This window comes from Pelagibacterium halotolerans, from assembly GCF_044811015.1.
GTDB lineage: Bacteria > Pseudomonadota > Alphaproteobacteria > Rhizobiales > Devosiaceae > Pelagibacterium > Pelagibacterium halotolerans_A.
This window is the reverse complement of sequence record NZ_CP085243.1, coordinates 502,251-515,603: the sequence shown is the minus strand read 5'-3', so window position 1 is coordinate 515,603 and position 13,353 is coordinate 502,251. Positions and strand designations below refer to the sequence as shown.

General features: G+C 60.5%; 10 protein-coding genes. 9 read left to right on the top strand and 1 reads right to left on the bottom strand.

The features are described from left to right. The first annotated feature begins 102 nt into the window (after positions 1-102). The 9 genes from dusB to hflX all read left to right on the top strand — a co-directional run bounded on the left by dusB (position 103) and on the right by hflX (position 12,526). Complete coding sequence (dusB, locus tag LG281_RS02535) at positions 103-1,101, top strand: tRNA dihydrouridine synthase DusB (protein WP_404404052.1); 999 nt, start codon at positions 103-105, stop codon at positions 1,099-1,101. Continuing rightward, complete coding sequence (locus tag LG281_RS02530; protein WP_404404050.1) at positions 1,098-2,231, top strand: nitrogen regulation protein NR(II); 1,134 nt, start codon at positions 1,098-1,100, stop codon at positions 2,229-2,231. The genes dusB and LG281_RS02530 overlap by 4 nt, the downstream gene beginning before the upstream one ends. Positions 2,232-2,475: 244 nt before the next feature. Next, the gene (gene ntrC / locus LG281_RS02525; protein WP_404404048.1) at positions 2,476-3,924 is read left to right on the top strand and encodes a nitrogen regulation protein NR(I); all 1,449 of its coding nucleotides are present in this window, start codon (positions 2,476-2,478) and stop codon (positions 3,922-3,924) included. A gap of 287 nt (positions 3,925-4,211) precedes the next feature. Next, complete coding sequence (locus tag LG281_RS02520) at positions 4,212-6,527, top strand: ATP-binding protein (protein WP_404404046.1); 2,316 nt, start codon at positions 4,212-4,214, stop codon at positions 6,525-6,527. Next, positions 6,528-7,907: a sigma-54-dependent transcriptional regulator gene (locus LG281_RS02515; RefSeq protein ID WP_404404044.1), complete on the top strand. Its 1,380-nt coding sequence runs from the start codon at positions 6,528-6,530 to the stop codon at positions 7,905-7,907. A 14-nt stretch (positions 7,908-7,921) separates the two neighbouring features. Next, positions 7,922-9,298 (top strand): Trk system potassium transporter TrkA, encoded by a 1,377-nt coding sequence (gene trkA, locus LG281_RS02510; RefSeq protein ID WP_404404042.1) that lies wholly within the window; start codon positions 7,922-7,924, stop codon positions 9,296-9,298. A 9-nt stretch (positions 9,299-9,307) separates the two neighbouring features. After that, positions 9,308-10,741, top strand: coding sequence for a potassium transporter TrkG (locus tag LG281_RS02505; RefSeq protein WP_404404040.1), 1,434 nt, complete (start codon positions 9,308-9,310; stop codon positions 10,739-10,741). A gap of 184 nt (positions 10,742-10,925) precedes the next feature. Further along, positions 10,926-11,171, top strand: coding sequence for an RNA chaperone Hfq (gene hfq, locus LG281_RS02500; protein WP_231805250.1), 246 nt, complete (start codon positions 10,926-10,928; stop codon positions 11,169-11,171). After that, positions 11,168-12,526: a GTPase HflX gene (gene hflX, locus LG281_RS02495; RefSeq protein ID WP_404404037.1), complete on the top strand. Its 1,359-nt coding sequence runs from the start codon at positions 11,168-11,170 to the stop codon at positions 12,524-12,526. The genes hfq and hflX overlap by 4 nt, the downstream gene beginning before the upstream one ends. Here hflX and mazG read toward each other — a convergent pair. Next, positions 12,509-13,342, bottom strand: coding sequence for a nucleoside triphosphate pyrophosphohydrolase (mazG, locus tag LG281_RS02490; RefSeq protein ID WP_404404035.1), 834 nt, complete (start codon positions 13,340-13,342; stop codon positions 12,509-12,511). The genes hflX and mazG overlap by 18 nt on opposite strands. Between the last annotated feature and the right edge of the window lie 11 nt (positions 13,343-13,353).

Sequence of the window (13,353 nt, the reverse complement as noted above, 5' to 3'; positions counted from 1 at the left end):
CTGACTTTAGCAAAACGATCCTCAACGGGGCATTGAATTGGCGCGAATTTTGACTAATCTGTCACCAAAGAAGGCGTCTTGAACAGTTTTAAGGCATAACGCGTGGCATATTCTGCCTCCACAATAAGCATAGGCGACGTGGCTCTGCCCAATCGGGCATTTCTTGCGCCTATGGCAGGCATTACCGATCGGCCAATGCGCGACCTCGCGGCGCGGTTTGGCGCCGGCCTCGTCGTGTCGGAAATGATCGCCAGTGCCGGTTTGAGCACAGGACAGGAAGATATGGTCCGCAAGACCCGTAAAAGCGCGGGGCTGCCACATGTCATCCAGCTTGCCGGCTGCGAAGCGGAATGGCTGGTTAGAGGCGTGCGGATCGCAGAGGAGGCGGGCGCCGATATTATCGATCTCAATCTCGGGTGCCCCTCCAAGCGAGTCACCAATGGGTTTGCAGGCTCGGCGCTGATGCGCGTGCCCGATGTCGCGCTGCGGCTGATTGAAGCCACGGTCAAGGCGACACGCCTGCCGGTGACGGTCAAGATGCGGCTCGGCTGGGACGATGACTGCCTGAATGCCGCCGACATCGCCAGGAGCGCCGAAAACGCGGGCGTCAAGATGGTGACCGTGCATGGCCGTACGCGCCAGCAATTCTATAAGGGCGAGGCACGCTGGCACCTCGTGCGCCCCGTCGTAGACGCTGTATCCATTCCCGTTGTCGTCAACGGCGATATCACGTCAATCGAAGCCGCGCACACCGCGTTGGACGCGTCCGGTGCCGATGCGGTTATGATCGGGCGCGGGGCCCAGGGACAGCCCTGGATCGTTGGGCAAGTCGGCGCCGCGCTCTCCGGCACGCCGGTCGCCGACGCGCCATCCGGTGACGCGCTTATCGGTCTCGTTGCCGATCATTACGACGAAATGCTCGAAGATTATGGCGCCGGGCTTGGTGTCCGCGTCGCGCGCAAGCACATCGGCTGGTATCTCGATGCCCTTGGCTCCGGCGATCCCGCGTTGCGGCGCCGGGCGATGACCGCGGACAATCCGGCTGAAGTGAGGGCCATGCTGCCGGACCTTATCGGTGCCCAATGGAGTTGTGCCGCATGAGTGCTGCATTGAGTATCGACCTTCAGACCGCGATTCTGCAATCTTTGCCCCAGCCGGTGATCGTCTGCGGGAATGAAGGCGCTATCGTCTTCGCCAATTATGCCGCTGAGGCCTTTTTCCAGGCGTCGTCGAGCATACTGACGCGCCAGAAGCTCTCGGATTTCATCGCGTTCGGCTCGCCCATTCTAAGCCTCATCGACAGCGTCCTCACCCGGCATGCCTCGATGATAGAATACCGTGTACAGATCGGCTCCTCGCGGATGAACGAAGACCGGATCGCGGATGTCTACGCTAGTCCGATCCCCGAAATCGATGGCTATGTGACCCTGATTTTCCAGGAGCGCACAATGGCCGACAAGATCGACCGGCAACTCGTCTCGCGCGGCGCCGCACGGTCCGTGACCGGCCTTGCTGCAATGCTTGCGCATGAGATCAAGAACCCACTTTCGGGCATTCGCGGCGCGTCGCAACTGCTTGAGCAATCGGCCACCGGGGATGACCGCTCGCTGGCGCGGTTGATCCGCGACGAAACCGACAGGATTGTGGACCTCGTCGACCGTATGGAGGTTTTCGGCGATGAACGCCCCGTCGAGCGCAGCCCGATCAACATTCACGTTGTGCTCGAACGGGTGAAGCTGCTTGCCGCCAACGGCGTTGCAAAGGGGATTACCTTCTCCGAAGAATACGACCCGAGCCTGCCGCCGGTCCTGGGCAATCGCGACCAGCTCATTCAGGTCTTCCTAAATTTGATCAAGAATGCCGCAGAAGCCCTTGAAAGAACAGCTAAACCGGAAATCCGGATTGCAACAGCATTCCGTCCAGGCATCCGTATCAGCGTCACCGGGGTATCCCAGCGCATTTCATTGCCGCTGGAGATCGTTATCGAAGATAACGGCCCCGGCGTACCCGCCGATATCCTTCCGTTCCTCTTCGATCCGTTCGTGACCACCAAGCTCAGCGGCTCCGGCCTCGGTCTGGCGCTTGTTGCAAAAATCGTAGGCGATCATGGAGGCGTGATCGACTGCGAAAGCCGCCCCGGGCGCACCCGTTTCCGTATCCTGTTACCCGTCGCAAAACCCGGCGATGCTCAACCCAATGAGAGCGAAGGACCTGTTAGTACTTATGGATAGGGGTTTGATTTTGCATAAATCGTTCAATGTCGAGGATTTTCCCGCAGCCAAGGGCTCCCCTTGGCAAGGGGAAAACCGAAGGCAGTGGACGATTTATGCAAAACCCCTCGGGCGGGTCATAGTCCAGCCCCTTGTCGCGAAAAATCCCGCTTGTGGACATTGGTCCACGGCGCGCGATTTTCCACGAAAGTTGCTTGGACTATGACACGTCAACCCCCTATCCATAAGTACTAACAGGTCCTTCATGCCCGGCCAAACTATCCTTCTCGCCGACGACGACGCCGCCATCCGTATGGTGCTCAACCAGGCGCTTTCCCGCGCCGGGTACGATGTCAGGCCTACCGGCAACATCTCGACCATGTGGAACTGGGTGGCCAGGGGGGAAGGGGACCTTCTTATTACCGATGTCTCCATGCCCGACGGCAATGCGTTCGACGTTATGCCGAAAATCAAGAAGCTGCGCCCAGATCTGCCAATCGTCGTGATGAGCGCGCAGAACACGTTCATGACGGCAATCCGGGCATCCGAGCTCGGGGCCTACGAATATCTGCCTAAACCTTTCGACATCACAGAAGTGCTCAACGTCGTCGGCCGCGCGCTGGCCGATGCGACGCGGCCCGCCGACGCGGAAAAGCGTGCCGAAGAGCAGGAGAATATGCCGCTAGTGGGTCGTTCGGCGGCGATGCAGGATATCTACCGGGCACTGGCCCGGCTGATGCAGACCGATTTGACGGTAATGATCACCGGCGAAAGCGGGACCGGCAAGGAACTCGTCGCCAAGGCGCTGCACAATTTCGGAAAGCGCAAGAACGGTCCGTTCGTCGCGATCAATATGGCCGCGATACCCCGCGATCTGATCGAGGCCGAACTCTTCGGACACGAGAAGGGCGCATTTACCGGCGCCACGGCCCGCTCTTCGGGCCGGTTCGAACAGGCCGAGGGGGGCACGCTATTCCTCGATGAGATCGGCGACATGCCGATGGATGCCCAGACACGCCTTTTGCGCGTTCTCCAGGAGGGCGAATACACCATGGTGGGGGGGCGGACCTCGATCAAGACGGATGTCCGCATCGTCGCCGCCACGCACCGGGATCTGAGCCAACTGATCCGGCAAGGCCTCTTTCGCGAGGATCTTTACTATCGGCTCAACGTCGTCCCTATCCGCCTGCCACCCTTGCGCGAGCGCATCGACGACGTACCGGACCTGGCGGCAAGCTTCTTGAAGCAGGCCCAGCGCGAGGGCGAGCCGATCAAGGTGATCGCGCCCGAGGCGCTGCGGCTGATGCAGCAATATCACTGGCCCGGTAACGTCCGCGAGCTGGAAAATCTGGTGCGCCGGCTCGCTGCGCTTTATGTCGATGACACAATTTCAGTCGAGATCGTCCAGAACGAATTGAACCTCGCTGATCGTACGACGTTCACCGCCAAGGCCGGCCCGGCCGATATCGGGACGGTAATTGAGACCGAGCTGGCCCAGATATTCCGCGAGCACGAGCCCAACCTGCCGCCACCAGGAATCTATCAGCGTATCCTCGACAAGGTCGAGGTGCCCATGATCTCGACGGTCCTCAACCTGTGTAGCGGCAACCAGATCAAGGCCGCTGAACTATTAGGCCTTAATCGCAACACATTGCGCAAGAAAGTGCGCAATCATGGAATTGAGATTATCAAGCAGTCGCGACAATTGTCTTAGAGGGAATAGCGCTTGCTGCATGCGCGCCTGGCCCGCCGCTCACGCTCCGCGTTTACTCCATAAATCGCTTCACTGGAGCGACTTACCCGTCCCCGGGCCGATGCCAGGCTCTCGCCGCAGGCTCGAGCGTTCGCCCCTCAAAACGTTCCACTGGAACGATTTGCCCCTCCGGGTCGGGGCTCACTGTAGCATTTTGGCAACAAGTGGCTTGAACGGGCGCATAAGTTGCGCAAGACTCGGCTCCCCAGGTTGTCGGCAAGAGAGGGAGGCGCCTTAGAGCGCCGTTTATGACCAAGGCGATCCCCGATCAGTCCAAAACCGCGCGGCAGATTCCGGGGCGGGCTCTATTCCAGAACAACCGGCTGATGCGGCAGATCGGGTTTGTCGTCGTGCTTGCCGCCGTGCTCGTGGCCTCAGCGTCCTTTGTCGTCATGAGCGGTGCCGCGCCGGTCGACCCGAGCCCCGAGGTCTGGACCTATATCTGGATCGCCAATGCGATCCTGATTACGCTCGTTATCGCGCTGGTGCTCACCGAAATCGTCATGCTGGTTCAGGCTCGCATGCGCCGTCAGCCAGGCGCACGCCTGCAGGTGCGCATTGTCGCCATGTTTGCGATCATCGCCGCAGGTCCCGCCTTCATCGTCGCCGTCGTGGCCACGCTCGCCCTCAACCAGGGGCTCGATCAGTGGTTTTCCGAACGTACTCGTTCGATGGTTGAAAGTTCCCGGCTTGTCGCGCGCTCTTATATGCTCGAACACAGCCAGGTTCTGCGAGACGATATCATCTGGATGGCAACCGAACTCGAGGATGCACGCGATACTTATGCAACCGACAGGGCGCGGTTCCAGCGTATCCTGACAGCGGTAGCGACGACACGCTCGATACCCTATGCGAGCCTTGTCGATTCGGCCGGCGAAACCATCTTGCGAGCAGAGATCAATGTCCCAGGCGCTCCGCCGCGCGTGCCGGATGCCGTACTGTCGGAGGCCCGGGAAGGGACACCCACACTTATAGCTCCTGGCTCGATCAACCTCGTAGGGGCCGTCGTCAAATTGCGCGGCTATACCGATACCTTCCTTTTTGTTGCGCGCCCCGTGGATCCCGAAGTCCTGCAATATGTGCGGCTGACCGACGAGAACATTACCGAATATCGCCTCTACGACTCCAACCGGCTCGTCTTCCAGATCACCTTTACGCTGATGTATGTCGGCATCGCCTTCGTGTTCCTCCTTGCCGCGCTCTGGATCGGCATTGCGCTCGCCAACGGTCTCGTCGACCCGATCCGCAATCTGATGATCGCGTCCAACCGCGTTTCTGGCGGGGATCTCGACGTGCAGCTCCCGGTTCCCGGGAGAGGCGGGGACATGCACGATCTCACCGTGCGCTTCAATAAAATGACCCAGCAGCTACGGTCCCAGCACGAAGCACTGGTGGCTGCAAGCCAGACCAACGACCAGCGCCGGCAGTTTACCGAAGCCGTGGTGGAAGGCGTTTCCGCCGGTATTATCGGGCTCGACGCATTCGGACGGATTACGCTCGTCAATTCCCGCGCCTGCGAGGCTCTCGGCCAGGATGAGCTCGAATTGATGGATCAGGAACTCGCAAAGATCGCCCCCGAACTCGCTCCCATCATGGACCGCGCCCAGTCGGCACGCAGGGGCAGGGTGCAGGACCAGATCCAGCTGGCCACCGGGTTCGATCGGCGCACCTATCAAGTCCGTCTGACCCGCGAAGGTACGATGACCGAATCCAAGGGCTACGTGATCACCCTCGACGATATCACAGAGCTCGTCGCCGCGCAGCGTAACAGCGCATGGGCAGACGTCGCGCGCCGTATTGCGCACGAGATCAAGAACCCGCTGACTCCGATCCAGCTTTCCGCCGAGCGCCTGCGCCGCCGCTACGCATCCAAGATCGAGGACGACAGCGACGTCTTCGACAAATGCATTTCAACGATCGTACGGCAGGTTGGCGATATCGGCCGCATGGTCGACGAGTTCTCGTCGTTTGCCCGCATGCCCAGCGCAACAATTGCCCGTGCAGACCTCTCCGATGCCGTGCGTCAAGCGGTGTTCCTTGAAAGCGTGCGCCAGCCTGAAATCGAAATTCGGGCCGATCTGCCCGAAGACGCGATCGAAGCCTATTTCGATACCCGGCTTATCTCGCAGGCTCTCACAAATCTCATCAAGAACGCAGTGGAAGCCATTGAATCCATAGGCCTCGGCACGATCAAGGCGCCAACGGTTATCGTTTCGGCTTCGGTTTCGGGCGACGAAGCCGTGGTTGCGGTTTCCGATAATGGCAAGGGTTGGCCCAATACCGATCGCCACAAATTGCTGGAGCCCTATATGACCACCCGCGAGAAAGGGACCGGTCTGGGCCTCGCAATTGTCGCAAAGATCATAGAGCAGCACGGCGGCAGGGTTGACCTGCGCGACGCAGAGCCCGATACAAATGGCCGCATCGGCGCCTGCTTCGCCTTCACATTGCCTTTGTACATAAGTGGAAAACAGGCTCCGGACATTCCCGGTGACCCGGAGCCCGACGTATCAAAGAAGAACAACGAGGAGACATCGCGCGCTGCAGCGATGGGATTCAAATAGATGGCCCGTGACGTTCTGATCGTCGACGACGAGGAAGATATCCGCGAACTCATCGCAGGGATACTGGAAGACGAGGGCTACGAGCCGCGTCAGGCCAGCGACGCCGATGAAGCCCTTGCGGAAATCACGCGCCGCCGCCCGAACCTCGTCTTTCTCGACATCTGGATGCAGGGCTCGCGGCTTGACGGGTTGCAGCTTCTCGACCTCTTGCAGGCCGACCATCCGGACTTACCGGTCGTCATGATCTCCGGGCACGGCAACGTCGAAACCGCCGTTTCGGCCATACGGCGCGGTGCTTACGATTATATCGAGAAGCCCTTCAAGATCGACAGGCTGCTCCTGATCACCCAGCGCGCCATCGAAGCGAGCAAATTGCGAATCGAGGTCGCCGACCTCAAAGAGCGCGCAGGCGGTGATGAATCCGAGCTTGCCGGCGTCTCGGTCGCAATCAACCAGGTCCGCTCACTCATCGAAAAGTCCGCCGGCACACGCTCGCGCGTTTTCATCTCGGGCGGCGCCGGGTCCGGAAAAGGGCTTTGCGCACGGCTTTTGCACCTCAAAAGCCCCCGCGCAAACGGGCCGTTCATTGAAATCAACGCGGCGCTTTATGCTCCCGAGGAAATTCCCGTCGTCCTCTTCGGCAAGGAAAACCGCGACAAAGCCAGCATAAGGACGGAAGTCGGAGCGCTCGAACGCGCCCATGGCGGAACGCTCTATCTTTCCGAAGTGACATCCTTGCCCGTCGAGGCGCAAACCGCGCTCCTAAGGACGCTCGTCGAGAACAAGTTCACGCGCATCAACGGTTCCGGGCCGGTGCCAATCGACGTTCGCATCATTTCCTCGAGCTCACAGAACGTCGCCGCGTTGATCGAAGAGGGCAGGTTTCGCTCGGATCTTTTCCATCGGCTTTCGGTCGTACCGCTGCAGCTCACACCGCTGCGCGAACGCCGCGAGGATATCCCGGCGCTTGTCGATCTTTTCGTCGCTCAGCTCTCGCGCATGCATAACCTGCCGCGCTTCGTTTTCGGCGACGATGCAATCGCGGTGCTGCAAGGGCAGGATTGGCCGGGAAATGCCAGGCAGCTACGCAACGCTATCGAGCGTCTGCTGATCCTTGTACGTGACCAGAAGCCGGCCGACAACGTGATCACCGCTGCCATGTTGCCCTCGGATATCTCGGAAGTCCTGCCGACGATCGGAGATACGGATTCTTCGGCGCACCTTATGAGCCTGCCCCTGCGCGATGCTCGCGAGGTTTTCGAGCGGCAGTATCTGATCGCCCAGATCGAGCGCTTCGGCGGCAATATTTCAAAGACGGCGGAATTCGTCGGCATGGAGCGCAGCGCGCTTCATCGCAAGATAAAGTCATTGGGGCTCTAACGTCAGGACCATAAATGCGCGTCATCATCTGCGGTGCCGGTCAGGTCGGCTACGGCATTGCCGAGCGCCTCTCGGCCGAGGGCAATGAAATCACCGTCATCGACAACAACCCCGCGCTGGTTCAGCGGGTCCGTGACACGCTTGATGCGCGTGGCCTGCACGGCCACGGCTCGCACCCCGACGTCCTTGCCCAAGCCGGCGCGCGCGACGCAGATATGCTGATCGCCGTTACCCAGGTCGATGAAGTCAATATGACGGCTTGCCAGGTGGCGCACTCGATCTTCGAAGTGCCGACCCGCATCGCGCGTATCCGCTCCCAGACGTATCTCGCCCCCGAATGGAGCAATCTGTTCTCTCGCGACCACCTGCCAATCGACGTGATCATTTCGCCCGAAGTCGAGGTGGGCGATCTGATCATCCAGCGCATGGCGTATCCCGGCGCCAACGAGATCATCACGTTCGAGGACAACAAGGTCGTCGTCATCGAGGTCGACGTCCGGGAGGACTGCGCCGTGATCGACACGCCGCTTAAGCACCTCACGGACCTTTTCCCCAACCTCAATGCCACGGTCATGGGCGTGCGCCGCAACGGGGAGATGCGGATAATGCATTCCCACGAGCACATGATTGCAGGAGATCAGGCGGTCGTCGCGGTCGCGCGTAATCAGGTGAGCCGCGTCCTGGGGCTTTTCGGCCGAGACGAAGCGCCGCCCTCCCGTATCGTCATCGCGGGGGCGGGCAATGTTGGGCGCTATGTCGCACGCCGTGTCGAGGAGATCGATCCCGGTGTATCCGTGCGTATTGTCGAGAGCAATCGGGATAACGCGCAACGCGCCGCAGAGGAGTTGAGTCATTCGATCGTTGTCTTCGGCGATGCGCTCCAGGGCGACATCCTGCGCGAAGTCGACATACGCGATGCCCATATGTTCCTGGGGCTCACGAACGACGAGAAGACCAATATTCTGACGTCCGTCCTCGCCTCGGAAATGGGATGCCGCGCCAATATAGCGCTCGTCAACCAGAGCCAATACCCGCGTATTGCCCAGAGGCTCGGCGTCGACGCCTTCATCAACCCGCGCGCGATTACGGTCTCGAAAGTTCTTCGCCATGTCCGGCGCGGCCGTATCCGGGGCGTCTATACGCTCGCGAACGGCGCTGCCGAACTGCTCGAAGCCGAGGCGCTGGAAACATCGACACTCGTGGGCAAGCCGTTGCGGGATTTCAACGTGCCTGACGGTATTCGCATCGGCGCCATCATTCGGGGCAACGAAGTGATCATGCCCAGCGGCGACGTGACAGTACAGGCGGGTGATTTCGTGATTGTGTTCGCGCTGGCGGAGAGCCTGCGCCAGGTCGAACGCATGTTCCGGGTTTCCATCGACTTTTTCTGAGGACAGCCCTTGCCCACAATCGGGATTTTCGCCGCGGGGGTATTCGCCATATTCGCCTTGGGACTCGTCGTCCCCGCGACGGCGGCGATACTCGAAGGCAACTGGCGCACATTCGAAGCCCTTGCGCTGACGATGACCGGCTATGCCTTTCTTTCGGCGATTACCACATTTGCGCTTTGGCCGCGACGGCGGCGGCTTAACCGGGCAGGCGTCTTCAGTTCGACGATCGCGATCTGGCTCGCGCTCGTCGTAGCGGCAACGCCGGTCTTCATTCTCGTCGAGGGCCACTCCCTGGCGCGGGGCTTTTTCGAAGCGGCGTCAGCTTCGGTGACCCTGGGCGTCACGCTGCGACCGGTCGAGGATATATCAATCGCCATGGGGTTTTACCGTGGCATGACAGCCTGGATCGGCGGACTCCTGACGCTGTTGCTGGCCGTTTATATCCTCGGGCCCTACGAGGTCGGCGGCACACCAAGCGGCAATCTCCGACTGGTGCAACATGCACGCACAGAGATCGATCCGCAGGTCTTCCAGACCATGAAATCCGTCGTCGTGCCCTACGCAAGCCTTACAGCGCTCTGCGCCTTGCTGCTTATACTGTTCCGCGTGCCTCCGCGCGATGCTCTCATCGTTGCGATGAGCCTCCTGTCCACCAACGGCTTCGTGCCCCACCAGACCGGCGCGAGCGTTCTCAACAACGCCGGCGGCGAAATCGTCATGATGATCTTCATGATCATAGGCGCGACCAGCATCATTTGGCAGAAGATGCTTCGCGAGCGCCGTTGGACGGGAGCCCGGGATCACGAAGAAGGTATGTTGTTCCTCATCACGATGGCGATATTCGTCGCGCTGGCCGTTCTGGGCGCGCTGGTCGTCTCCGAACAGGGAAATGGCGCCGGGCGGCGTGCGTTCACCTACGCGTTCGACGCGATATCCACCATGACGACAACCGGCATCACCCACGACAAGCGGGTCGGCGTAGGCCTGCCGTTCGAACTCGTACTACTGGTGGTATTTATCGGCGGCTGTTCCTATTCGACCGCCGGCGGCGTCAAGATTTTTCGCCTGGGGACCATGCTCCGGCACCTGGGCAATGAGCTCAACCGGCTTGTCTATCCCAACGCCATGCTCCGCGATGACGTTCAGTATGACCCCAAGCCCCGCGCGATCGCCAAATCGGTGTGGAGTGCGTTCTTTCTTGCCGTGCTCGCGATCACCATCGGCATTTTGCTCTTCGCTGCGCAGGGGGTAGCGCTGCCCGGTGCCATGGCGCTTGCGACCGGATCGTTTTCACAGGTCGGCAATATCGTTACCAGCGCGCTTCCGGGCCTGAGTGTGGGCGCGGTGCCAGACGCGACATTGCTCACGATTGCGGGGCTCGCGATTATCGCGCGGATCGAAATCCTTGTGGTCCTCGCTGCCCTGACGGGAAATCGGTGGTAGGATGCCACGGGAATTCTAATACGCGGTCCTATATGCAGCCACATTTACATGTGCCATAGTCGCATACGTCGACACATAATCGGGCAGGGGCATCACTACTCAAGATGACCGCCCCACAATCAAAAGGATCCGCGGCCGGCCGGTCCGCCAGCCAAAGGATTCATCGCTAACAAGAGGCTGACAAATGCCCAGTGAAAAGGTGCAAAACCTGCAAGATTCCTTTCTCAATCACGTTCGCAAGCAGAAAGTCCCGGTGACGATTTTCCTCGTCAACGGCGTGAAGCTCCAGGGCGTCATCACCTGGTTCGACAATTTCTGCCTGCTTTTGCGCCGGGATGCGCAGTCGCAACTCGTCTATAAACACGCGATTTCGACCATCATGCCCGGCACCCCCATCCAGCTTTTCGATCCTGAGAGCAACCAAGATTGATCGCTTCCGATAATCGCGACGCCGACACGCGCCGCGATGAAAAGGGTCTCCTCGATCTGCGCGAGAAGAAAACGCGCACTGGTCTTGTTACGCCCGACGTCAAAGGTGCCCGCAATGCACGCACTGCTGAAACCCGCCACGCCGAGTTTATCGGGCTGGCGGGCGCAATTGATCTCGAGCTGGTTTTTGCCGAGATCCTTCGTGTCCGCGAGATCAAACCCGCAACCTATATCGGCGGTGGACAGGTCGAAGAGCTCGCGGCGCGAATAAAGGACGAAAAGGTCGAACTTCTGGTCGTGGACGCTGCATTGTCGCCCATCCAGCAGCGCAATCTTGAACGGGAACTCGCGGTCAAGGTTCTCGACCGCACTGCGCTGATTCTCGAAATCTTCGGCGAGCGCGCCGCCACACGCGAAGGCGTGCTACAGGTGGAACTCGCCCATCTCAACTACCAGAAGGGCCGGCTCGTACGCTCATGGACCCACCTCGAGCGGCAGCGCGGCGGCGGCGGGTTCCTAGGCGGTCCGGGTGAAACCCAAATCGAATCGGACAGACGCCAGATCCAGGATCGCATCCTGATCCTCGAGAAGAGGCTCGAAAAGGTCCGTAAGACCCGTGAGCTCCAGCGCGGACCGCGCGACGCGGTGCCGTATCCCGTCGTCGCGCTGGTCGGGTACACCAACGCGGGTAAATCAAGCCTTTTCAATACACTGACCGGTGCCGCGGTGATGGCGCAGGATCTCTTGTTCGCAACGCTCGACACCACAGTGCGAAAGGCAACCCTGCCACACGGGCGCGAAATCGTGCTTTCGGATACCGTCGGGTTCATCTCCGACCTGCCGACCGACCTGATCGCAGCCTTCCGCGGCACACTCGAAGAAGTAACTCAGGCCAACGTGATCCTGCACGTCCGGGATGTCTCCAATCCCGATCACGCCGCGCAGGCGGCCGACGTTCTGGCAGTTCTCGCCGATCTGGGGGTGACCGGCGAGACGACGCCGATCATCGAAGTCTGGAACAAGATCGACAGCCTCGCTGATCCCGACGCGCTCAACGGCATAAAGCCTGCCGGAAAAGTCGCTGCGACGGTTCCGGTTTCGGCACTGACGGGGCAGGGATTGGACACGTTGCTCGCTGCGGTTGAAAAACACCTCGCGCAGGACGCACGGGAGTTCACGGTTCACGTGCCGCACACCTCGAGCGCCGATACCGGCTGGCTTTACGCCAATGCCGAAGTGCTTTCGCGCGGCGAGCCCGACGAGAGCGGCACAATGTTCACCGTACGGGTTCTGCAGCGCAACCGGGCCGAATTCCTTACGCGTTTCGCCGGACGCGTTTCACCCCTCGACCGCTGATTTCGCGCGCTTGTCCGACGCGCGGATCTCGTTCCAATAGCCGTCGAGCCGTTCGAGCCCGGCATCGGCGATGTCGATGCCATCTTCCCGGCACCGCGCTTCGACATGCTCGAACCGCCGCACGAATTTTGCATTGGCATCCCGTAGCGCCGCTTCGGGATCGATGCCAGCGTGCCGGGCAAGATTTGCGATCGAGAACAGAAGATCGCCGATCTCCTCTTTGCGCGCGTCTTCGTCGGCACCGGGGAGCGCTTCTGCAACCTCGTCGAACTCTTCGCGGCATTTCTCCAGAACGGCGCTGGTATCCGGCCAATCGAACCCCACCCGCGCCGCGCGCTTGGCGAGCTTTCCCGCCCGCGCCAAGGCAGGCAACCCGGCCGGCACATCGTCAAGCAGGGACGGGGGCTTATCGCCGCCGCGCCGTTCAGCCTTTTTTGCGCGTTCAGCGGCCTTTATGTTCTCCCAGCGGGCCTCGGAACTCATCGCGGTTCCGGCCTCGGCGTCCCCGAACACGTGCGGGTGGCGCCTGATAAGCTTTTCGGTGACCGCGTAGATGACATCCCCGATGTCGAACAGGTCTTTTTCCGAAGCCATCTGCGCGTGATAGACCGGCTGCAGGATCAGGTCGCCCAATTCATCGCGCAGATCTTCATAATCCTCTCGCTCGATAGCGTCGGCGACCTCATAGGCCTCCTCGATGGTATAATGCCGAATCGCCTTGAAATCCTGTTCGAGGTCCCAGGGACACCCCGTCACCGGCGTCCGGAGCGCGGCCATAATTTCAATCAGCCGGGAAATATCGCGTGAAGGTTCCATCGTAGATTCCA

Bases quoted from the DNA above. Each gene is read 5' to 3' on its own strand.
- hfq (WP_231805250.1), top strand. From the start codon at position 10,926: ATGCCCAGTGAAAAGGTGCAAAACCTGCAAGATTCCTTTCTCAATCAC.
- LG281_RS02520 (WP_404404046.1), top strand. From the start codon at position 4,212: ATGACCAAGGCGATCCCCGATCAGTCCAAAACCGCGCGGCAGATTCCG.
- LG281_RS02515 (WP_404404044.1), top strand. From the start codon at position 6,528: ATGGCCCGTGACGTTCTGATCGTCGACGACGAGGAAGATATCCGCGAA.
- ntrC (WP_404404048.1), top strand. From the start codon at position 2,476: ATGCCCGGCCAAACTATCCTTCTCGCCGACGACGACGCCGCCATCCGT.
- mazG (WP_404404035.1), bottom strand. From the start codon at position 13,342: ATGGAACCTTCACGCGATATTTCCCGGCTGATTGAAATTATGGCCGCG.
- LG281_RS02530 (WP_404404050.1), top strand. From the start codon at position 1,098: ATGAGTGCTGCATTGAGTATCGACCTTCAGACCGCGATTCTGCAATCT.
- trkA (WP_404404042.1), top strand. From the start codon at position 7,922: ATGCGCGTCATCATCTGCGGTGCCGGTCAGGTCGGCTACGGCATTGCC.